General features: G+C 37.8%; 21 protein-coding genes. 17 read left to right on the top strand and 4 right to left on the bottom strand.

Translation table 11 applies throughout. The features are described 5' to 3' along the window. The first annotated feature begins 110 nt into the window (after positions 1–110). The 12 genes from I597_RS08950 to I597_RS08895 all read left to right on the top strand — a co-directional run bounded on the left by I597_RS08950 (position 111) and on the right by I597_RS08895 (position 12,685). Positions 111–878: a Rossmann-like and DUF2520 domain-containing protein gene (locus I597_RS08950; protein ID WP_035325038.1), complete on the top strand. Its 768-nt coding sequence runs from the start codon at positions 111–113 to the stop codon at positions 876–878. After that, complete coding sequence (locus I597_RS08945) at positions 862–1,389, top strand: KdsC family phosphatase (protein WP_035325039.1); 528 nt, start codon at positions 862–864, stop codon at positions 1,387–1,389. The genes I597_RS08950 and I597_RS08945 overlap by 17 nt, the downstream gene beginning before the upstream one ends. Positions 1,390–1,432: 43 nt before the next feature. Next, on the top strand, positions 1,433–2,350 hold the full coding sequence (locus tag I597_RS08940; RefSeq protein WP_262485501.1) for a geranylgeranylglycerol-phosphate geranylgeranyltransferase: 918 nt from the start codon (positions 1,433–1,435) through the stop codon (positions 2,348–2,350). Next, positions 2,343–2,927 (top strand): Maf-like protein, encoded by a 585-nt coding sequence (locus tag I597_RS08935; protein WP_035325041.1) that lies wholly within the window; start codon positions 2,343–2,345, stop codon positions 2,925–2,927. Before I597_RS08940 ends, I597_RS08935 begins: the two co-directional genes overlap by 8 nt. Positions 2,928–2,960: 33 nt before the next feature. After that, entirely contained in the window at positions 2,961–3,911 is a 951-nt protein-coding gene (locus I597_RS08930) for a hypothetical protein (RefSeq protein WP_052111723.1), read from the top strand. Continuing rightward, positions 3,911–5,023: a magnesium/cobalt transporter CorA gene (gene corA / locus I597_RS08925; protein WP_236626629.1), complete on the top strand. Its 1,113-nt coding sequence runs from the start codon at positions 3,911–3,913 to the stop codon at positions 5,021–5,023. Before I597_RS08930 ends, corA begins: the two co-directional genes overlap by 1 nt. Beyond that, positions 5,014–5,592 (top strand): mechanosensitive ion channel domain-containing protein, encoded by a 579-nt coding sequence (locus I597_RS08920; RefSeq protein ID WP_052111724.1) that lies wholly within the window; start codon positions 5,014–5,016, stop codon positions 5,590–5,592. The genes corA and I597_RS08920 overlap by 10 nt, the downstream gene beginning before the upstream one ends. 75 nt (positions 5,593–5,667) lie before the next feature. Then, positions 5,668–8,205 carry a PIG-L family deacetylase gene (locus I597_RS08915; protein WP_035325042.1) on the top strand — a complete coding sequence of 846 codons (2,538 nt, stop codon included), beginning with the start codon at positions 5,668–5,670 and terminating at the stop codon, positions 8,203–8,205. Positions 8,206–8,316: 111 nt separating this feature from the next. Next, on the top strand, positions 8,317–10,032 hold the full coding sequence (locus I597_RS08910; RefSeq protein ID WP_035325043.1) for a sodium:solute symporter family protein: 1,716 nt from the start codon (positions 8,317–8,319) through the stop codon (positions 10,030–10,032). A gap of 56 nt (positions 10,033–10,088) precedes the next feature. After that, complete coding sequence (locus I597_RS08905) at positions 10,089–11,057, top strand: Gfo/Idh/MocA family protein (protein ID WP_035325044.1); 969 nt, start codon at positions 10,089–10,091, stop codon at positions 11,055–11,057. A gap of 137 nt (positions 11,058–11,194) precedes the next feature. After that, on the top strand, positions 11,195–11,611 hold the full coding sequence (locus I597_RS08900) for a DUF2141 domain-containing protein (RefSeq protein WP_035325045.1): 417 nt from the start codon (positions 11,195–11,197) through the stop codon (positions 11,609–11,611). A gap of 135 nt (positions 11,612–11,746) precedes the next feature. After that, a complete protein-coding gene (locus I597_RS08895; protein ID WP_035328694.1) occupies positions 11,747–12,685 on the top strand; it encodes a LysR family transcriptional regulator in 939 nt (312 codons plus the stop codon). Positions 12,686–12,733: 48 nt separating this feature from the next. Here I597_RS08895 and I597_RS08890 read toward each other — a convergent pair whose 3' ends face one another. The 4 genes from I597_RS08890 to I597_RS08875 form a co-directional block, all read right to left on the bottom strand. Continuing rightward, positions 12,734–12,931, bottom strand: a complete 198-nt coding sequence (locus I597_RS08890; RefSeq protein WP_035325046.1) for a hypothetical protein — start codon at positions 12,929–12,931, stop codon at positions 12,734–12,736. Between the two features lie 148 nt (positions 12,932–13,079). After that, complete coding sequence (locus tag I597_RS08885; RefSeq protein ID WP_035325047.1) at positions 13,080–13,880, bottom strand: TIGR00266 family protein; 801 nt, start codon at positions 13,878–13,880, stop codon at positions 13,080–13,082. Positions 13,881–13,997: 117 nt separating this feature from the next. Continuing rightward, on the bottom strand, positions 13,998–14,372 hold the full coding sequence (locus I597_RS08880) for a hypothetical protein (protein WP_035325048.1): 375 nt from the start codon (positions 14,370–14,372) through the stop codon (positions 13,998–14,000). 51 nt (positions 14,373–14,423) lie between these two features. Further along, positions 14,424–16,589 carry a TonB-dependent receptor gene (locus tag I597_RS08875; RefSeq protein ID WP_035325049.1) on the bottom strand — a complete coding sequence of 722 codons (2,166 nt, stop codon included), beginning with the start codon at positions 16,587–16,589 and terminating at the stop codon, positions 14,424–14,426. Positions 16,590–16,621: 32 nt separating this feature from the next. On the opposite strand from I597_RS08875, the gene I597_RS08870 reads away from it, so the two are divergent. From I597_RS08870 to I597_RS08850, 5 genes are all read left to right on the top strand, one after another. Continuing rightward, positions 16,622–17,308, top strand: a complete 687-nt coding sequence (locus I597_RS08870) for a YdeI/OmpD-associated family protein (protein WP_081964967.1) — start codon at positions 16,622–16,624, stop codon at positions 17,306–17,308. A gap of 18 nt (positions 17,309–17,326) precedes the next feature. Next, positions 17,327–17,740 carry a DUF1801 domain-containing protein gene (locus I597_RS08865; protein ID WP_035325051.1) on the top strand — a complete coding sequence of 138 codons (414 nt, stop codon included), beginning with the start codon at positions 17,327–17,329 and terminating at the stop codon, positions 17,738–17,740. A 343-nt stretch (positions 17,741–18,083) separates the two neighbouring features. Continuing rightward, positions 18,084–20,744 (top strand): choice-of-anchor I family protein, encoded by a 2,661-nt coding sequence (locus tag I597_RS08860; protein WP_052111726.1) that lies wholly within the window; start codon positions 18,084–18,086, stop codon positions 20,742–20,744. A 212-nt stretch (positions 20,745–20,956) separates the two neighbouring features. After that, entirely contained in the window at positions 20,957–21,451 is a 495-nt protein-coding gene (locus I597_RS08855) for an RNA polymerase sigma factor (RefSeq protein ID WP_035325052.1), read from the top strand. 4 nt (positions 21,452–21,455) lie between these two features. Continuing rightward, the gene (locus I597_RS08850) at positions 21,456–22,070 is read left to right on the top strand and encodes a hypothetical protein (RefSeq protein WP_035325053.1); all 615 of its coding nucleotides are present in this window, start codon (positions 21,456–21,458) and stop codon (positions 22,068–22,070) included. The last annotated feature ends 15 nt before the right edge of the window (positions 22,071–22,085 follow it).

Below are 22,085 nucleotides of genomic sequence, written 5' to 3'. Positions count from 1 at the left end.
GGCCAATTTTTACGACTGCAAAGATAACCCACGAGGGGCTAAAAACCTTAGCACATTGATTCATAAAATATGAAAGCTCAACAGTTTTAAAAAAGCCTATTTTTGCTAGTATGATTGAAGTAAACATTGTGGGTACAGGCAACGTGGCCTGGCATCTTGCAAAGGCACTAGGTGCACAAAACAACGCCGTTGTAATGCAAGTGGCAGGGAGATCACAAGCCAGCCTTGATCCCTTTAAGCATATGGCGCGCCATACCGTAACTATAAATAACCTGACAGCTGCAGATGTTACAATTATCGCAGTAAGTGACGATATGATTGCACAGGTTTCTGAGCAAATACCTTTTGACAACACACTTGTGGTACACACCTCTGGATATACGGCTATGAGTACGCTTTCGCGAAAGCATAAAAAAGGAGTTTTCTATCCACTACAAAGTTTTTCTAAAGACGATGTCTCTTTGCACTTTGCCGAAATACCAATTCTAGTAGAGGCAGAAAATGACGAAGACGAAAAAACGCTACGCGAGCTAGCCAGTATAATTTCTGATACAGTACAAGTAATAAACAGTGTACAAAGAAGACAGCTCCATCTCGCTGCCGTGTTTGCAAATAATTTTACAAACCACTGCTATACCGTTGCTCAAGACATCTGCGAGCAATATGAAGTAGATGTAAAAACCTTGCACCCACTTATTTTAAAAACTGCACAAAAGGCTTTAGAAAATGGCCCTACAAATAGTCAAACAGGCCCTGCAAAAAGAGGTGACAAGGAGGTGATAAACAAGCAACTAGATTTACTAAAAAACCCAGACCACAAGGATATTTATAACACCCTTACAAAAGCAATATACACTACCTATGGAAAAAAGCTATAAAGAATATTTACACGACATAACCACCTTTATTTTTGATGTAGATGGTGTTCTCACAGATGGTAAACTACATATTACCACAGAGGGACAAATGCATCGTACAATGAATGTAAAAGATGGATATGCAATAAAAGCGGCTCTAGATGCTGGATACAATATATGCATCATAAGTGGTGGTACTGATGAGGGTGTGCGCTCAAGGCTACAAAAACTAGGTATAAGTGACGTTGCTCTGGGAGCTCATAACAAGATGGAACACCTAGAGGTGTACCTCAAAGACAAGCAGATAGCACCAGAAAATATTTTATATATGGGTGATGATATACCAGACTATCCCGTTATGCAATTTGCAGGTCTCCCCTGCTGCCCGCAAGATGCGGTAAAAGAGATAAAAGATATCTCAAAATACATCTCACATAAAAACGGCGGTAAGGGCTGTGTGAGAGATGTGATAGAACAAGTACTTAAAGTGCAAGGCAACTGGATGAAAAATATAGATGCAGCAGCTCATTAACGAGATATTATGTATTTTTAATTAAAACAACCTAACCCCTTAGTTGAAGTATCTAAACCTTATAAGATTCAAAAATCTTATTATGATCATTGTTATGCAATGTGTCATACGCTATGCCATTGCTCAAATAGAAGATATTGATATCACACTAAGCACGTTAGGGCTATTATTTCTCATACTAGCCACTGTACTCATTGCTGCTGGAGGTTACGTCATAAATGACATCTATGATGTGGTGGCAGATAAAATTAATAAAGCAAAAAAACGTATAGTAGGTATTTCTGTAGATGAAAAACAAGCAAAGCTCATCTACTTTACTCTTACATTTACGGGATTAGGTTTAGGTTTTATACTCACAAACTTAATGGCACACCCTATCTATTTTATTTACTTTTTACTTAGTGCAGGGTCCTTATACCTTTATGCTAGGTTTATAAAAAAGTATGCTTTGATAGGTAACTTGCTCGTAAGCATCTTAGTGGGGCTCTCAGTTATTTTGGTACCCCTTTTTGAGCTTGTACCTGCTACAAATACAAGTAACAATGAGGAGCAACTAGGTGCTTTTATGGTATTTATTTCTGTAGGGATATTTGCCTTTGCTATCACACTTATAAGAGAGCTTGTAAAAGATATAGAAGATATACAAGGTGATCACGTGGCGGGTTATAAAACGCTACCTATAGTCCTAGGTGCGCAGCGCACAGCGCGATTTTCTGTGGTACTCACACTTATAATAATCACATTTATAAGTTGGTACACATTCACTTTTCTATATGATTATAAAATAGCTGTTGCGACAGTTTTCTTTGCTATCATTGGTCCGCTTGGGTATTGCTGTTCAAAATTATGGGAGGCAACTAAAAAAAGTGAACTCTCACACGTATCACTCATTCTTAAAGTAATTATGTTTGTAGGTATATGTATTATCCCATTACTTATACACGCTATTTACTATGCTTAAAGAAAAATTAAAAAACCACAACCTAATACTTGCATCTGGCTCTCCTAGACGCCAGCAGTTTTTTAAAGAACTAGACCTAGATTTTACCATACAACTCAAACCAGTAGACGAGACTTTTCCAGATCACTTACAGGGTGCAGAAATTACAGACTATCTAGCAAAACTTAAGGCCGCAGCCTTTACAGACTTACAAGCTACAGATATACTTGTAACCAGTGACACCATAGTATGGTTTAATGGGGTAGCACTTAACAAACCAGAAGATCGTGATGAGGCCTATGCGATGATTGCTGCCCTTTCTGGTAATAGTCACGAGGTGATTACCTCTGTAGCGTTTACCACAAAAGAGAGTCAAACAGTGATAAATGACACAACTACTGTTACCTTTAAAGAGCTTACAGAAGAAGAGATTAATTACTACATAGATAATTACCAGTCTTATGATAAAGCTGGTGGTTATGGTATACAAGAATGGTTTGGTTATATCGCGGTGACTCGCCTTAAGGGCTCGTACTTTAATGTGATGGGTATGCCCCTACATAAAGTTTACGAAACGTTAATGCAGCTAGCAGAGTAGTTACTTTTCTGTACTTTTAATTAAAAATAAGTTATGGGATTCTTAAAAAAAATGTTTGCCCTAGAGCGTGCAATTTTCTTTAGTGTAGTGGCTATTGCTATACTCGCGATGCTTGTAAGTTGTAAAACAGAGACTGGGGATGATATCGCTTTCGCGAAAGCGGACTCAGCTAAAACCACCACCGCAGAAAAACGTAATTTATCTCAAGAGTGGAAAGATTATTGGTACGCCGGAGTTGCCGAAATTTCTTCATATAAGCTGGATCAAGCTCGATATGGAGAGTTGCGTGCAGGCACTGCTGCATTAATTTATGTAACCGAAGACTTCTTGCCTAAAAAACAAGTAAAAGCAGATGCCCAAAACGATAGCAATATTCCTGTACTAAAGCTCAATGCTACCAAAAAGTTTGTAACAGGCATCTACCCTTATTCCATAATGACCAGCACATTTTATCCCGTTACCGAAAAAAAACACGCTATAAAAGTATCACAGAGCACACAAGAATGGTGCGGTCACGTATATGCACAACTTAATAACAGAGAAAACTTTGAAGTGACCTCTCACTCCTACTTTCAATCTGAGGCAGACCAAGAAATGAATCTCCCAAAAGATATACTAGAAAACGAATTATGGACCCAGATACGCCTTGACCCAACCTCGCTCCCTACCGGATCATTTAAAGCTATACCTAATCTTGAATTTATACGTAACTCACATATTGATCTTGCAGCATATCAAGCAACAGGAAGTCTAAACGAGGGTTCTTACACAATAGAATATCCAGAATTAAAACGCACAGTTAATATACAATTTACGCCTGAGTTCCCACATACTATAGAAGGCTGGACAGAGACATTCCCTCAAGGGCGTGACGGTGCTCTTATGACTACGACAGCCACTAAGATGAAAACCATAAAAAGTGCCTACTGGGGTAAAAAAAGTATTGCAAATGAAGCTTTGCGTACAGAATTACAACTAGACTAATGAAAAGACTACGCAAACAACTTAAAAAAGTCAATCCATTTACCAGTGCAAATGTGATGTCTAAGGATGTGATAAAGGAACAAATGTCACACGCCCCAGGTCACGTGGTTTATACTGGGTCAAAAGAGATAAAAGATGTCCTCATAGATGTTTTTGACTACAATGCAACCTTTGTAGAAGAAGAAACAGTACACGAGTTGTCCAGCTACACAAAAGACACAGACGAAAAAACGGTTACCTGGGTAAATGTAAATGGTCTTTCTGACACACAAGCTCTTACAGATATATCACACAAGTATGACCTACACCCACTTGTGATGGAAGATGTGGCAAACACAAGCCAGCGACCAAAACTAGATGAATATCCAGATCATTTATTTATTGTTTTTAAAATGCTCTATCACGATACAGATGGTAAATTAAACACGGAGCATATAAGCCTTATTCTGGGCAAGTCGTATGTCTTGCTTATGCAAGAGTATGATGGTGACGTTTTTGACGGGATTAGAGATCGTATACGCCTGTCTAAAGGTCGCGTGCGCACTACTGGAGCAGATTACTTGATGTACGCACTTATGGATGCTGTGATAGATCACTACTTTATAATTATAGAGACCCTAAGCGATAAAATAGAAGAGCTAGAAGAAAGAATATATACAAACCCTTCAGAAAACTATTCGCAAGAAATACAACAGCTCAAAAAAGAGGTGATACAAGTACGTAGGTCAATATTTCCGTTACGGGAGGTTGTAAATAAGCTAGAAAAAGTAGACAATCACCTCATACTTAAAAAAACACAAGTCTTTGTACGTGATCTTTATGATCATACCATACAGGTAATTGAGACTGTAGAGGTTTATAGAGATACCATAGCAGGACTAATGGATATGAACTCAACAAACATCGCAAACCGTATGAACGAGGTGATGAAGGTGCTTACTATTATCGCAACTATTTTTATACCTATGACTTTTCTAGCAGGTATTTATGGGATGAATTTTGAACACATTCCAGAGTTACAAATACAAAATGGCTATTACTACTTCTGGGGAGCTATGGTTTTTATATTTATAGGTTCTATCATATACTTTAAACGCAAAAAATGGCTGTAGAATTTATAAACTTATACAGAGAGCAACTTATAGAGAGTGCCATCGTAGCGGTTGTTATGATAGGCCTACGTATGGTGATTTCTTACTTTGTAAATCGGTTTTCAGATAGAAAAAATAAGGTAAAGCAACGTGCAAATCTAGTAATGAAGTATGTAGACTTTATTCTAGTGCTCATAGCATCGGTGTTTGCTTTCCTTATCTGGAGTCTTAATGCTAGAGATATAGGCGTGTATGCCTCTTCGGTTTTTGCTCTTATAGGTATAGGCTTTTTTGCACAATGGTCTGTATTAAGTAATATGACTTCTGGTGTTATTATATTTTTTACACTTCCTTATAAAATAGGAGATCGTATAAAAATACACGACAAAGATTTTCCCATAATTGCCATCATAGAAGACATAAAAGGCTTCCATATGAATTTGCGCACAGATGATGGCGGCCTGCACACCTACCCCAATAGTCTTATTATGCAAAAAGGAGTCACCTTAGTACAAGACGGTGTCGCCACCCGCATAGTAGAACCCGTAGATGGCACTCAAGATAATGAGCATTTTAACAAGCCTGTATAATCGTTAAAGAAAACTTAAAGAAAACCTCCTAGGCATTGATATTAGGTATATTTGAGTGATACCAACACGCTCAATATGACACGCAAATCCTATGTGATTTTTGTTCTGATTTCTTTTTTTGCTTTCGCGAAAGCGTACTCACAAGGAATCACAGTACAGCCCAGTAAACCTACAGCTAGCGAAATTTATGAAGACCTAAAAAAGCTAAATTTCTTAGGCTCTGTACTATACGTTGCCGCTCACCCAGATGACGAGAATACAACAGCTATCTCCTACTTTGCAAATACCGTAAAAGCAAGAACGGCATACTTATCACTCACAAGAGGTGATGGTGGCCAGAATATTATAGGCCCAGAACTTAGGGAACTTTTAGGAGTAATACGCACTAATGAGTTACTTGCTGCTCGTGCAACAGATGGTGGAGAGCAACGTTTTACACGTGCAAACGATTTTGGTTACTCAAAACACCCAGATGAGACACTTGCCATTTGGAACAAAGAAGAAGTACTGGGCGATGTAGTATGGGCAATACGTACTTTTAAGCCAGATGTAATCATTAATAGATTTAATCACAGAACACCGGGAAGCACACACGGGCATCACACCTCTAGTGCAATGCTTTCTGTAGAGGCATATGATCTCGCTGGAGACGCCTCAAAGTATCCAGATCAATTACAATATACAGATACCTGGTCACCACAAAGACAATTCTTTAATACCTCTTGGTGGTTTTATGGCAGTAGAGAAAAATTTGAAGCGGCAGATAAGTCTAACCTTGTGAAAGTAGATGTAGGTACCTTCTACCCTAGTTTAGGGTTGTCAAATACAGAAATATCTTCCCTTAGTAGAAGCCAGCATAAGTCTCAAGGATTTGGTAACACGGGCTCCCGTGGTACTAGTGATACTTATTTTGAGTTATTGCGTGGAGAAATGCCTACTAACGATGATGTTTTTCAAGGTATTAACACCACTTGGACACGTGTTAAAGGAGGAAAAGCAATAAAGACAATACTAGACAACGTAGTTGCAACCTATGACTTTACTGCACCAGATAAGAGTTTACCACAACTTATGAAGGCATATGCCCTTGTACAACAACTAGAAGACACACACTGGAAAAACATAAAGTCTAAAGAACTTGAGACCATTATCACTGCAGTGACAGGCCTATACCTAGAAGCAAAAGCAGATACAAATTATGCAACAACAGGCAGCTCAATAAAACTGGATATAGAAGCTATAAATAGAAGTACTCAGTCTGTAGTTCTCAAAAAAGCTACCGTAACAGTTACAGATAACGTAGTGGCGTCTAATCAACCACTAGAAAATAATGAGCGTTATACCACATCAACTACCCTTACAGTAAGTGATGACTTTAAAGATACATCGGCTTACTGGTTACGAGAAGAAGGTACTTTAGGTATGTACAAGGTTGCAGACCAGCAAATGATAGGTAAACCAGAAACACCACAAGAAAACACAATCACATTTGAGCTTGTCATTTCGGGAGTGCCTATACGTATCACAAAACCTATCGTCTATAAATACAATGACAGAGTAAAGGGTGAAGTGTATGAGCCTTTTGAAATTGTACCAGCTGTGTCATCTAGACTAGAGTCTAAGGTGATCATTTTCGCGAAAGCGGAATCAAAAAAAATACCCGTGACAGTCACAGCACATCAAGCTAATTTTACAGGAACTGTGCTACTAGATAAACCATCTGGATGGACGGTATCACCTGCTAGTTATGATGTTTCTATAGCAAATAAGGGAGAAGAAAAAGAGTTTGTATTTACAGTAACCCCACCGGCTGGTGATAGCGAGGGTGATTTGAGTCCCCGTGTGGTTTCTGGCGGAAAGACGTATACTAAGGAGCTTATAAAAATAGACTACGCTCACATCCCGCTGCAATCATTATTCTTACCTAATAAAGCACGTGTTGTACGACTAGATATTGCACGCAAGGGTAACTACATAGGTTACATACAAGGAGCTGGAGATGCGGTACCAGATAACCTCGCGCAGATAGGTTATCAAGTTGCAGTGATAGATCCTGCGACCATAACACCAGAGTTGCTATCACAGTTTGACGCTGTGGTTGTAGGTATACGTGCTTATAATGTGGTAGATGAGATGCAAGTAAAACAACCACTGCTACTAGATTATGTAAAAGATGGAGGAACACTTATCGCACAATACAACACCTCTGGACGCTGGGGTAACACAAAAATAGGCGCTCCGTATGAGCTTACACTTTCTAGAGATCGTGTGACAGATGAAAATAGCGAGGTGAGAATCTTAGCAAAAGATCACCCACTTATGAATTTTCCTAACAAATTGTCTCAACAAGATTTTCAAGGATGGACACAAGAGCGAGGTCTTTATTTTCCGAATAAATGGTCTAGTGAGTACACGCCTATTTTATCAATGAACGATAAGGGAGAAACTGCAAAAGATGGAAGTCTTCTTATAGCAAACTATGGGAAGGGACATTATATATACACTGGCTTGAGCTTTTTTAGAGAGTTGCCAGCTGGAGTATCTGGGGCGTACAAACTATTTGCAAATATGCTTAGTGTAGGTAAACAAGAGCAGCAAGATATTAAACAGTAATTATGAACAAGCCATCCTCATACACCTGGAAGAAGAAATACACAGTCATCTTATTGCTTAATCTAGCATACTTTATTGCTTTCTATTTATTAATGACCTCATTCTCATAATATGGAAACGATAGACTGGGCTGTACTTGCATTTACCTTAATTTTTATTGTGGTTTATGGAACCTATAAAACACAAGGAAGCAAAAATGCCGAAGAATATATAAAAGGCGGCAACTCTTCAAAATGGTGGACCGTAGGCCTCTCTGTAATGGCTACACAGGCGAGTGCCATCACATTTTTATCTACCACAGGGCAAGGTTTTTATGACGGGATGGGATTTGTACAATTCTATTTTGGATTGCCTATTGCAATGGTTATTATATGTCTTGTTTTTATCCCTATATATCACAGGCTTAAGGTCTTTACTGCTTACGAGTATCTAGAGAGTAGGTTTGATCTTAAAACACGCTCACTAGCTGCTATACTCTTTTTAATACAGCGTAGTCTCGCAGCTGGCATTACTATCTATGCTCCTGCCATCATTCTCTCTGCCGTATTAGGTTGGGATCTCACAATGCTCAATATTCTTATAGGTATCGTTGTGATTATCTATACCGTTTCTGGTGGCACAAAGGCAGTAAGCATTACACAAAAACAACAAATGGCAGTGATCTTTGCAGGGATGGCAATTGCTTTTTACCTCATACTCGACAAACTTCCAGAAAACATAAACTTTACAGATGCGCTAAGTATCGCTGGTGCTGGCGAAAAAATGAACTTACTAGATTTTTCTTTTGACCTTAGTAATAGGTACACAGTCTGGACAGGTCTATTAGGAGGTACCTTTTTAATGCTCTCTTACTTTGGCACAGACCAGAGTCAAGTGCAGCGTTACCTCTCTGGTAAAAATGTAAAGGAGATGCAAATGGGTCTTCTCTTTAACGGGGCTCTTAAAATCCCTATGCAATTTTTCATACTACTGGTAGGTGTGATGGTTTTTGTCTTTTATCAGTTTAATAGTGCACCACTGCATTTTAATCCCGCGGCGACAGATGCAGTTAAATCATCTATTTATGCAAGTGAGTTTGCCTCGCTAGAAGAACAACTTCTTGCAAACCAAGAACTACAAAAACAAGCAGCATTTAACTATGCTCAAGACCCTACTCTTGACACTTATGAGCGAGATGGTGAGACGCTATCTTACATCACTACCTATGAAACTAGAGATAAACAGTTACGTAAAAAAGGAAAAACTATTATCTCAAAAGCTGCTCCAGAGGTAGAAAATAATGACAAAGACTATGTCTTCATTCACTTTATACTTAACAACTTACCTAACGGTCTCATAGGCTTGCTTCTTGCTGTAATATTAAGTGCTGCAATGTCATCTACCGCATCTGAGCTCAATGCGCTGGGCGCAACCACAGCCGTAGATCTTTACAAGCGCAACTACAAAGGAGAGATGACAGATGCGTTATATGTAAAAAGCACCAAAGGTTTTACACTTATGTGGGGTATACTTGCCATTATTGTAGCCTGTACAGCCAGCCTTTTTGAAAACTTAATACAGCTAGTAAACATTATAGGTTCTATTTTTTATGGAAATATCTTAGGGATATTTTTACTAGCCTTCTTTATCAAATTTGTAAAAAGCAATGCCGTATTTATCGCAGCGCTTATCACGCAGATAATTATCATTATCGTTTATGGCTTGATACATTATGATATTATAGAGTTCCCATACTTGTGGCTTAACGTAGTAGGCTGTGGTCTTGTGATGGGACTAGCAATGTTGCTACAAGCAAGCTTTGGGAGTTCTAATAAGGACTATGTGTAATTTTCTTTTTTGAACGCTTTCGCGAAAGCAAAAAACATTTATAAATAACAACCACTATGACAAACTGGGGAATACTAGGCTGCGGAAAGATAGCTGACAAATTTGCAAATGATCTCCTCCTCACCGAGGGTGCAAACTTATATGCCGTAGCGAGTCGTGATAAAGAAAAGGCTGTAAACTTTGGTAATACCTGCAGAGCTGTAAAATCTTATGGTAGTTATGAAGAGATGGCGCAAGATCCAGACATAGACATTGTTTATATCGCTACGCCACATATGTTTCATAAGGAAAATACGCTCCTGTGCTTATCAAATAACAAGGCTGTGCTCTGTGAGAAAGCTTTTGCTATGAATCTTGAAGAGGTTGAGGAGATGATCGCTTTCGCGAAAGCGAAAAAAATATTCCTAATGGAAGCATTATGGACGCACTTTTTACCACATTATAAATTTGTACTTGACAAAGTGGCTAGTGACACTTTAGGAGAGATACAATCACTTAAGGCAGATTTTGGTTTTAATAGTCCGTACGACACAACTTCTAGGCTTTATAATAAATCACTAGGTGGCGGTAGTTTACTTGATGTGGGTATTTACCCAGTTTTTGCAGCGCTCTCTTTACTAGGTTATACGGAGGATATAAGTGCGCAAGCTCAACTAGGCCCTACTGGCGTTGATCATAACTGTACTATTAAACTGCGTTACCCTACTGGTGTGGAGGCACAACTGTTTTCGGCGATAGATGAGCAAACAGATACTACTTGTCACATTGTTTTTGATAAGGGGGAAATTGTTATAAATAGTCGTTTTCACGAGCCTAGCTCTGTAACAATTACCGAAAATGATGTGACCAAAACACTAGAATTTAAAATTACAGAAGGGGTAAATGGTTACCATTATGAAATATTACATTGTCAAGAGATGCTCGCCCTAGGCAAGACTGAGAGTGACGTGATGACATTTTCTAAGAGTAAAAAACTCATTATGATGCTAGATACTATACGAGCGCAAATAGGGCTATCTTATTAAAAATGAGCTCTTACATTTAGATTATTACAACTCAGTCTCATAAAATGACAGTTGGGTAACAGCAGATTGTTTTCACGAAAGTGTGATGATACATTTACATCATCAATTAAAAATAACAACACTAAAATCTAATCATTATGAGAACTATTATCTTTTTATTACTCGCTGCCGTATCAAGTTTTTCTTTTGGCCAAGAAGCATCTGGAGTAACTGTAACCGTTACTATCCCAAACCTAACAAATAATGACGGAGCAGCCTCTGCCTCATTATATACAGAAGGAACTTTTATGAAGGCAGCTCCTCTCGACACACAGTCTGCAACACCAGAAAATAATACAGTTACGCTCGTTTTTGAAAATGTAAAGCCAGGAGAGTATGGTATTATCACACTGCACGATATGAATGGTAATAACCGTATGGATTTTGAAGCAAATGGTATGCCTAAAGAAGATTATGGAATTTCTGGAAGTGGTGCTGGTTTTGGCCCTCCTACTTGGAACGATGCTAAGTTTACAGTAGCATCTGATGATTTAAAACTTGAGATTAAAATGTAATTTTGGTTTCATATAACAACTCAAAAGTCTGTGTCGTGTACACAGACTTTTTTGTTTGTCCCCAGTTTACTTCTCACCTGCTTTGTAGATGGTTATAATTAATCATTTCTTATTTTTGTGGTAGATATCTTACCAATGACTATAACTCAGCTTAAATATGTGCTCGCTGTTGCAGAGCATCAAAATTTTACAAGAGCCGCTCAAAAAACTTTTGTGACTCAACCCACGCTTAGTATGCAAATACAAAAGCTAGAGGACCAGCTGGATGTACAAATATTTGACCGTAGTAAGAAGCCCATAGAGCTTACAGATATAGGTGCAAAAATTGTACACCAGGCGCGTAATATTGTAAATGAAGCAAATCGTATTACAGACATTGTAGATCAACAAAAAGGATATATAGGTGGAGAGTTTAAGCTAGGAGTGATACCTACAGTAATGCCTACGTTATTACCTATGTTTCTTACTAATTTCATAAAGAAATACCCTAAGGTTACTCTCAAAATAGAAGAGCTTAATACAGATCAAATAATGGAACGCCTTGAAGAGGGGCATCTAGATGCAGCCATAGCTGCAACACCACTGGAAAACCCAAATATTAAAGAACGACCATTATACTATGAGCCTTTTATGGCATATGTGCCACATAATCATAGATTATCAAGTAAAGAGGTTTTAGAACCTAGTGATCTAGATACTCAAGACTTATTACTATTAGAAGACGGTCACTGTTTTAGAGATGGGGTTATAAACTTATGTACTACTCCTCGCAATAAGGATGAAGAAAAATTTACATTAGAAAGTGGAAGTTTTGAAACACTTGTAAAGCTGTCTAATGAAGGTCTAGGTATGACTTTATTACCTTATCTACATACTTTAGATATGCCTATTAAGGAAAAAGAATTATTTAAAGAATTTAAAGAGCCATCTCCTGCAAGAGAAGTGAGTATTATTTTTCATAAAAGTGAATTGAAGATGCAGATTATTGAGGCGTTACGCTCTACCATAGCTGGAGTTGTAAAAGGTGCAATTACTTTTCAAAATGTACAGATTATAAGTCCGCTTAATAAATAGATTGAATATAATAGACAAATAAAAAAGCCCCATAGTACGGGGCTTTTTTTACGGTTTTAGATATATTAAACATTGTCCCAAATCTGGCCTTGTTTTTACAAGTGAATTGATCCAGATTCTTAGTTCATCTATCTCGTAAGGTAATAATCTCTTAATAGCCTTTTCTAGTTCTTTACAAAATAATGAACTATCAAAACTTACCTTATCAAGAATAGTCTTCGTGTATTCAAACATTGCTCTCGCCATATTCGAAGGTTTTTATAGGTTAGACTTTAAAAGGTAGTTTTATAACAATAGGCTGGTTTTTTTGAATTCCATTCTATAAATATACTACATAATGACCACAAAAGTGTTAACAAAAGACGTTATAACTTCTTAAAAAATAGTTAATTATCTAAAAACTGTTATCTCCATCTAGTAAATCTCCCAGCCCTCCTAGTATAGAACCTTCGCCTCTTTTATTTCCTCCAGATTTTGGAGCCATTGCTAGTACGCGATTTGCCAGACGACTAAAAGGTAAGGACTGTATGTAAACTGTTCCCGGACCTGTTAAGGTTGCAAAAAATAATCCTTCACCTCCAAAAATGGTGTTTTTAATACCTCCTACAAATTCTATATCATAGTTTACTGAACTATCAAAGCCTATGATACAACCTGTATCTACTTTGAGGCGCTCGCCCGGAGCAAGTTCTTTTTTGAGCATTGTACCGCCTGCGTGTACAAACGCGATGCCATCACCCTCTAGCCGCTGCATAATAAAACCTTCTCCTCCAAAAAGTCCTCTACCTAGCTTACGCGAAAATTCTATCCCGACAGATACGCCTTTTGCAGCACAAAGAAATGCATCTTTTTGACACACAAACTTACCTCCTATCGCTCCTAAATCTATTGGAATGATTTTGCCGGGATATGGAGAAGCAAAGCTTACTTTCTTTTTACCCACAACATCATTATAAAATGCAGTCATAAACAGGCTTTCTCCAGTAAGGAGTCGCTTTCCTGCCCCAAAGATCTTACCCATAACCCCTGTATCCTTTGCAGAGCCATCGCCAAAAATAGTTTCCATACGTATCCCTTCTTCCATCATCATAAAGCTTCCAGCCTCTGCTATGACTCCCTCTTGAGGATCTAGCTCTACCTCAACATACTGCATCTCCTCGCCGAAGATTTCATAATCTATTTCGTGTGCGTTCATTTTTTATTTTTTTTTGATTGTGATTATAGGTAGTAAAAAAGAATACTATGTTACAGAGGTACTATAAAAAAAGCCTGTAACTAGGTTACAGGCTTGGGATATATTAGTATTAATTATTTATAATTCCTCTAGTTCATAACTCAACACTTCAGTAATTAGACCGCACTCATCTGTGAGCGGGTTAATCTGTCCAGTTATAATTGTTTGATAATTATCTTTCTCAATACGTAAAGTATAACTTCCCTCTCGCTCATCTGGACCTTCATATACTCCTGGAGACACTTCTGGTAATACAACTGTAAACGATTGATCCATCACCGTGATAGAAACATCTTCTAGCAGTGCATTTGTACTTGCATCACGCATAGTAATACTAAAGGTAGGAACAATCTCTGTGCTACAAGCCTCCTCTGGCTCTTGTACCATCTGGTCATCATCACCACCACAAGAAATTAAAGTTACAAAGCAAAAGACAAAAAGTAGGTATTTCATAATAGTTACATTTTTTTTACTAAGATACTTAATTTAAGAAAAGGTTGCGTTTTATAGATTATCAAGCTGGTTACTACTTTTATCATCACTTATGGTCCAGAAGAAACCTACAAAGAAAAACTGATCTGTTGCAGGTCTAAGCGCTCGCCTGTTAAACATTCCTGCTGTGTCTGGTGTATCTGCATACTGGTAGCCATTTATGTTTCTTAAGCCCAGTACATTGTTTATAGAGAAGTATAATATCTTTTGTTGTGATAAAAGATAGGCCCAGTTTACACTCAAGTCGTTAAAGGACTTTGTATTTGCCTGTAAAAAACCTGACCTATTACGATCTGTATATGTTCTTCCAGAACTATGCTGAAAGCTCATCCCTATTTGTGATTTCCAGTCTTCTACAAAATACTTTGCCACAATAGAGACACTATGAGGGCTCGCAAAGGTAGGCCTCGCCTGCTCTGGATAGTTGAGATATTTTCTCTCAGAATCTAGATAAGAATAGCTTACCCAGTAATCCATATTTTTAATACTGGTATTATCTCTCCAAAATACGTCTACACCTTGTGCATACCCACTCCCCTGGTTTGTAAAAACACTCTCTGGGCTAGCAAACTCTGTTGTTGAAGTTATTAAATCACTATATGACTTTCTATAAGCCTCTGCTCTAAAAATACGACCGTTATCACTGTATTGATAGTTTGCAATGTAGTGTGTGGTTTTTTGAGCTTCAAAATCTTGACTAAACTTTAAAAAGTCATTAAGCGGATTTTGATAAAAGTCACCATAAGCTAGCGATAGTTGACTCTTTGCTCCTGTCTTATAGGCTATACTCGCTCGAGGCGAAAATGTAATATCTTTCATATAGTCTGTATAACTCGCTCTCGCTCCTAGTTTTATAGCAAAGTCTCTGGAGAAGATGATATCACTTTCGGCAAAGGCGGCTGTGATGTTACTTTTAAAATCATAGTTTGCGGTAAACATATTGTCATTAACCGCAACGGTGACATCTTCATCAAAATCTGTGATAAACTGTTCGGCGCCAAAGGAGAGTTTAAACCTATTTGAAAATCTTTTCTTTAGTTTGAGCTTGAGGTGAGCACTGTTTTCTGTGTCTAGCACTTGGGTGGTAGATTGTACGTTGGCTTCATTTCGCGCAAGCGTATAACTACCTCCTGTTTGTATACTCCAGGTATCGTTAAGCATACCCGTGTATGATGAGTTTATATATACATTACTGTTAGTAAGCCCTAGATTAAATCCTTCTGGGTTGTTTATATCCTCCTGCGTAATGTCAAAGTTTGTGCGATCTCCAGCGGCATAGAGTTTAAAAAGTCCATCTGTAGTTCTATATCTATATACCGCCTCTCCCGCCAGTGCTTGAAAGGGTTTATTAAAGTTATTACGATTAGGAAATAACGCGACATAAGGCGCTAGATTGATATATGAGGTGCTCAAACTGAGCGAACTCTTTTCAAATTTTCTAGTAAGACCTAGCCCTGCCCCTACAGACATTATAGAGATATCTGTTTTGTTTTGATCTGGCTCATCTACCGTGTTAAGCAATAAAACACTAGATAAGGCTTCTCCATATTCGGCAGAATATCCTCCGGTAGAAAATGTGATCCCATCAAAAAGAAATGGGCTATACCGACCTCTTGTAGGTGTATTATTTGCCGTAGGTGTGTAGGGTGTAAAAACACGTATGCCGTCTATAAATATTTGAGTCTCTCCCGCATCTCCACCTCGCACAAAGAGTCTACCATCTTCGGCCACTGTAGTGGTACCTGGCAGCGTTTGTAAAGCACCTACAAAATCTCCTAGCGCACTTGCCGTGGTAACCACATCTAGTGGTTTTAAAACAGATACTTTACTGTTATCACTTGCCTCAAAAGTACCTGCAGAGAGTACAACCGTGTCTAGTGAGTTCATATCTTCTCGTAGTTTAATATTAAGATTTTTAAAGGTGCTTACATTCATAAAAATCTCATAAGGCTCGTATGATAAGAAGGTGACTTTAAGTAGCTGTTCGCCAGTCTCTGTAGTCGTAAAAGAAAATACGCCTCTTGCGTCTGTGCTTGCACCGTCATAAGTAGCGTCCAGAAATACATTTGCACCTTCAATAGGCACGCCTTTGGGATCTGTCACCACGCCAGAAACGGTGGTTTGGGCAGTAAGAAAATAACTTGATAAAATGAGTAAGAGTGATAAAAGAGGTTTCATAAGTGGTTCGTTAGATTGATTGTGAGACAAATATGAAGGGAATCCCGCTTTCGCGAAAGCGTAATACTCCCAACCGTCATAATCTGCAACTCAATTGTAATATTTTGTACATTGAGGTTATGACCAAAGATGAAAAGCTGAATAATTTTTATAATCAAGAAGTGCCTTGGCTAGCAAGCTTAAACAAAATAAGAACGCTTCTCAAGAGTACAGATCTGGTAGAAGATGTAAAGTGGGGAATGCCAGTCTATACCATTAATAATGATAATGTAGTAGGTGTTGCTTCTTTTAAGCATCACTATGGCTTATGGTTTTATCAAGGTGTCTATCTTACAGATGCTAGTAATTTACTGCGTAATGCACAAGAAGGAAAAACCAAGGCAATGCGCCACTTACACTTTACAGAAGATGATATTATAGACGAAAAACTCATTACATCTTATGTAGATGAGGCTATACAAAATGCTCGAGATGGTAAAAAAATGCCTGTGGTGCGCTCTATAAAGAAAGTGCTACTGCCTACAATGCTTAAAAATGAACTGTATAACGATGCACAGCTTAAACTACATTTTACTGCACTCACAAAAGCAAAACAACGTGCCTATGCAGATTATATAAATGAGGCAAAGCAAGAGGCCACAAAGCGCAAGAGACTAGATCGCTGTATTCCATTTATACTTGAGGGTAAAGGAATAGATGCGCTATGGAAGAAAAACTAATTTAAAATTACCTACACCGTGTCTGACGTAAAAACCAAAAAAAATAACCAGTCTCCTCTAGACTTTATAAATACAGTTGCTCATACTACTCGTAAAGAAGATAGTCTTTACTTGCTTGAGCTTATGGAAACCGTAACCGGAAAAAAGCCTGTAATGTGGGGAGATAGTATTGTAGGGTATGATGAGTATGAGATGGTGTATGCCTCTGGAAGAAAAGCACACTGGCCTATGGTAGGGTTTTCTCCTCGTAAGCAAAATTTGAGCATATATATTATGCCCGGTTTTAGTATTATAGATGACCTTCTACCGGTATTAGGTAAGCACAAAACTAGCAAAGCCTGCCTGTATATAAATAAACTAGCAGATGTAGATCTGGACATACTAAAACAGATTATAGAACGAGCGATTACCTATATGAGGGCTAAGTATTAATACATTCTTAACCTTAACATTGCAATTGAGTAACGCTCTAGATATACTTTTATCCCGTTATAATTCAAGATTGCATAAAAGATTCGTTGTTTGAAAGAGCAGCGGATTTTTTTTGTTTGATGTGGTTACGCTTTCGCGAAAGCGTAATTATTTATAATTCAGAATATTGTAGCCGTCATAGTCTCAAATAGCCTTGTTTAATTTTAGGTTATCATAGGGTTTTATAGACGTAAAATATGCCATAAACTTCTCAAATCGTAAAGGTTTACTAACGTTTACATTTCATCATCTAGTGTGTTGATTTCTACTTTTAAGGGATTATTCAACCATAAAAATCACACAGATGAAACAACATTTCTTTTTATTACTTTTTACATTCTTATTGAGCTGTAGCATACAGGCTCAAGACCTCATCATTACGGGCGTATATGACGGGCCTCTATCTGGAGGAACTCCTAAAGCGATAGAGCTTTATGTACTTAATGACATATCAGATCTCTCTATATATGGTGTTGGCTCTGCAAATAATGGTGGCGGTACAGATGGTGTAGAGCTTAGCCTAGAAGGAAGCGCAACTGCCGGAGATTTTATATACATCGCTTCTGAGCAACCTAACTTCAATACGTTCTTTGGTTTTGATCCAGATTATGTAAATGGTACTGCTGGTATAAATGGAGATGATGCCGTAGAGCTTTTTATGAATGATGCGGTTATTGACACCTTTGGCGATATAAACGTAGATGGAAACGGAGAAGCTTGGGAATATCTAGATGGATGGGCTTCTAGAGTAAATGAAACAGGACCGGATGGAAGTACTTTTGTAATTGCAAACTGGAGCTTTAGCGGGCCTAATGAAAATGATGATGATAATATGGCAACACAAGCAACAGCAACAAACGCTTGGCCAATAGCCACTTATGAAGCTACAACCACCACTTTACCTACTATCACTTTTACAGAAGAAGAAACACAACTTACAGAAAACGAAGGTGCGGTAACACTAGAAGTTACAATATCTGAATCTGCAACCGTAAGTGCTGTAGTAGAAGTAAGTTATACAAATGATGAAAATGAGTCATTTACAGTAGACAATGCTGTAAACTTTGTAACAGGTGAGGCTACTACACAGCAAGTAACTTTTACACCTGTAGATAATAATGACCTTTCTATAGACTATTATGTATCATTAAGTCTAACAGATATTACAGGTGCTACAGAGGGTGAGACAGTATCACACGCAATATATGTAGTAGATGATGAGGCTCACGCCCCTACAGCAACAAATACCCTAGGTATGGTATTCTCAAACAACATAGAAGTAAACGGAGCTGAGATTATAACATTTGACGCTGGATCAAGCAGGCTGTTTGTATCAAATGCTGGTGATGCTGCTGTAGAGATTTTAGACTTTACAGATCCTACTGCTCTTACTGTACTAAACTCTATTGTTTTAGACACGTACGGTAGTGAGGTAACAAGCGTATCTTCATATGATGGTATTGTAGCCGTAGCTGTACGTGCAGAAGACCAAAGTAATGGTCAAGTTGTATTTATGGATACAGACGGTACTGTTTTATCAAATGTAATGGTAGGGTCTTTACCAGATATGTTAACATTTACTCCGGATGGATCAAAAGTACTCGTAGCAAATGAAGGAGAGCCTAATGCAGATTATACAGTAGACCCAGAAGGATCAGTATCTATTATAAACCTTGCGGCTGGCGCTGGCTCTGTGGTACAAGATGATGTGACTTCACTTTCTTTTACAAGTTTTGATTCACAACTTACAGAACTTACAGATGCTGGCGTTCGTATCTATGGTCCAGGAGCAACTGTATCACAAGACTTAGAGCCAGAATATATTACTGTAAGTGACGACGGTGCTACTGCTTATGTATCACTTCAAGAAAACAACGCATATGCGGTAGTAGATATAGCTGCTGCAACGATTACATCTATAATACCTTATGGATACAAAGATCACCAATTACCAGAAAATGCTATAGATGCTTCAAACAGCTTAGACTTTGTCTTTATGTCTACTTGGCAAACTTTAGGAATGTATCAACCAGATGCTATTGCAAACTTTACAGTAGATGGTACACAATATCTGGTAATTGCAAATGAAGGTGACTCAAGAGATTATGATGGATATAGCGAAGAAGAGCGTGTAAAAGATCTTGACCTTGATCCTACTGCATATCCTAATGCAAGTATCTTACAACAAAATGAAACACTGGGAAGACTTAAAACAACAAGCGCTACTGGTGATATAGATGGTGATGGAGATATAGACCAGATTTACTCTTATGGTGGACGTTCTTTTGCTATTCTTAATGCAGAGACAGGTGCTATTGTTTATGACAGTGGGGATTTACTAGAGCGCATAACTTCTGAAGATGAAGTATACGGAGCCATCTTTAACGCTACAGATGATGAAAATGCGTTTAAAAACAGATCTGATGATAAGGGACCAGAACCAGAAGCCGTAACCCTTGCAATGATAGATGACGTTTGGTATGCCTTTGTAGGTCTTGAGCGCATAGGTGGTGTAGCTGTATTTAATATATCAGATCCAGAAGCGCCAGTATTTGAAACTTATGTAAATAATCGCGATGTAACTCCAGATGCCGAAGATCCTGCAGGTGATCTTGCTCCAGAAGGAATTGTTTACATAAAGCCAGAAGATAATGCTACAAATACGGGACTTATAGTTGTGGCAAATGAGGTAAGCGCTACAGTATCTGTGTACACACTCGCAAATGATGTACTCACAACAGACGACTTTAGTGCAGAAGCCAGCCAAACAGTTGCCTACCCTAACCCTACCGTAGGTAACACACTTTACTTTACAAAAAATACAAGCTTTACACTTGTAGATATTTTAGGTAGAGTATTAATATCATCTAAGGAAGTAACACAGGCAGACATTAGTACACTTACAACAGGTGTTTATATTGTAAACTTTGAAGATGGCACAAGCCAGAAGATTATCAAGAACTAAGTAAAAACAATTACTATTAAAGCTCCTTTACCTATCTTGGGTAAAGGAGCTTTTTCTTTTTAAGAAAGCAGATATTAGTACGCTTTCGCGAAAGCGTAACAAAGAAAACCACACACCAAGGCACTGTCCTTCAATAAATAAAAAAACTTTTTACAACAGCGTGTAACACTTTGTAAGAATAACCTACTTATAGATAACAAAGCCACCAACCATTGGACAAAACCACCGAAGAAAAATTTGTTACCCTACTGGAGGAGAACCAGAATATTGTGCACAAAATATGCAGGTTGTATACAAACAATCGGGACCAGCACAATGACCTCTTTCAAGAGATAACGATACAGTTATGGCGTGCCTTCCCTAAGTTTAGAGGAGATTCAAAATTCAGTACCTGGATGTACCGAGTGGGTCTCAATACTGCCATCACTTTATATCGTAAGTCTAAGAGAACGGTACAAACACAAGATTTTGACGCTGTGATGTTCCGCATCTCTTCTGAGGAGTATGATGATACGGTAGAGCAACAATTAAAGTTAATGTACAGCGCCGTAAAGGAACTTAACGATATAGATAAAGCACTTGTGTTTTTATATCTAGAAGATAAAAATTATAGCGAGATCTCAGAAACCTTAGGTATCACAGAGGTAAATGCTAGAGTAAAGATGAATAGAGTGAAGAAAAAGCTCAAGAAAATATTAAACCCATAATCATATGGTAGACGAATTAGAATTGCTAAAAAAAGATTGGCAAAAACAAGAAGATACCCTTCCTAAATACACAAAGGAAGATTTGTACCCTATGCTCCTTAAGAAGTCTTCTTCTATAGTGAAGTGGATATTGATTATTAGCATTATCGAATTTGCATTTTGGATTGCTCTTAGTATTATTTTAGAGCAGACCAATAAGTATTCTGAATTTAAGATTAACGATGATTTACAGATTTATAACATCGGGCTCAATGTAATTAATTACATAGCGTTAATATATTTTATAAGTCGTTTCTATCTAAACTATAAATTAATTAAGACCAATGACAGCGCCAGAGGCTTAATGAGAAATATTTTAAAAGTTAGAAAAACAGTAAAGCAATATATTTTATTCAACGTTATTTTCTTGATCGTAGGCACCATTGTAATGCTAGGTGTAAAGTTTAAAAGTGATCCTCAAAGTATTTCAGAGATAAATCCATTTGTGTTCTTTATAGCTTTTATTATAATCTTAGGCTTATTTATAGGGTTGTTACTTATTTTATACCGCCTTGTTTATGGACGATTGACAAAAAGATTGAAATCTAATTATGAGGAATTGAAGAAATTAGAAATTTAACTGTAGGGGGTTTAA

Source organism: Dokdonia donghaensis DSW-1, from assembly GCF_001653755.1.
GTDB lineage: Bacteria > Bacteroidota > Bacteroidia > Flavobacteriales > Flavobacteriaceae > Dokdonia > Dokdonia donghaensis.
This window is presented reverse-complemented; position numbering and strand designations above follow the sequence as displayed.

Excerpts from the sequence above, each read along its gene's own strand:
- I597_RS08910 (WP_035325043.1), top strand. The coding sequence starts at position 8,317 with ATGGAAACGATAGACTGGGCTGTACTTGCATTTACCTTAATTTTTATT.
- I597_RS08875 (WP_035325049.1), bottom strand. The coding sequence starts at position 16,589 with ATGAAACCTCTTTTATCACTCTTACTCATTTTATCAAGTTATTTTCTT.
- I597_RS08920 (WP_052111724.1), top strand. The coding sequence starts at position 5,014 with ATGGCTGTAGAATTTATAAACTTATACAGAGAGCAACTTATAGAGAGT.
- I597_RS08860 (WP_052111726.1), top strand. The coding sequence starts at position 18,084 with ATGAAACAACATTTCTTTTTATTACTTTTTACATTCTTATTGAGCTGT.
- I597_RS08905 (WP_035325044.1), top strand. The coding sequence starts at position 10,089 with ATGACAAACTGGGGAATACTAGGCTGCGGAAAGATAGCTGACAAATTT.
- I597_RS08850 (WP_035325053.1), top strand. The coding sequence starts at position 21,456 with ATGGTAGACGAATTAGAATTGCTAAAAAAAGATTGGCAAAAACAAGAA.
- I597_RS08900 (WP_035325045.1), top strand. The coding sequence starts at position 11,195 with ATGAGAACTATTATCTTTTTATTACTCGCTGCCGTATCAAGTTTTTCT.
- I597_RS08885 (WP_035325047.1), bottom strand. The coding sequence starts at position 13,880 with ATGAACGCACACGAAATAGATTATGAAATCTTCGGCGAGGAGATGCAG.
- I597_RS08915 (WP_035325042.1), top strand. The coding sequence starts at position 5,668 with ATGACACGCAAATCCTATGTGATTTTTGTTCTGATTTCTTTTTTTGCT.
- corA (WP_236626629.1), top strand. The coding sequence starts at position 3,911 with ATGAAAAGACTACGCAAACAACTTAAAAAAGTCAATCCATTTACCAGT.
- I597_RS08880 (WP_035325048.1), bottom strand. The coding sequence starts at position 14,372 with ATGAAATACCTACTTTTTGTCTTTTGCTTTGTAACTTTAATTTCTTGT.
- I597_RS08945 (WP_035325039.1), top strand. The coding sequence starts at position 862 with ATGGAAAAAAGCTATAAAGAATATTTACACGACATAACCACCTTTATT.
- I597_RS08935 (WP_035325041.1), top strand. The coding sequence starts at position 2,343 with ATGCTTAAAGAAAAATTAAAAAACCACAACCTAATACTTGCATCTGGC.
- I597_RS08890 (WP_035325046.1), bottom strand. The coding sequence starts at position 12,931 with ATGGCGAGAGCAATGTTTGAATACACGAAGACTATTCTTGATAAGGTA.
- I597_RS08895 (WP_035328694.1), top strand. The coding sequence starts at position 11,747 with ATGACTATAACTCAGCTTAAATATGTGCTCGCTGTTGCAGAGCATCAA.
- I597_RS08870 (WP_081964967.1), top strand. The coding sequence starts at position 16,622 with ATGAAGGGAATCCCGCTTTCGCGAAAGCGTAATACTCCCAACCGTCAT.
- I597_RS08930 (WP_052111723.1), top strand. The coding sequence starts at position 2,961 with ATGGGATTCTTAAAAAAAATGTTTGCCCTAGAGCGTGCAATTTTCTTT.
- I597_RS08950 (WP_035325038.1), top strand. The coding sequence starts at position 111 with ATGATTGAAGTAAACATTGTGGGTACAGGCAACGTGGCCTGGCATCTT.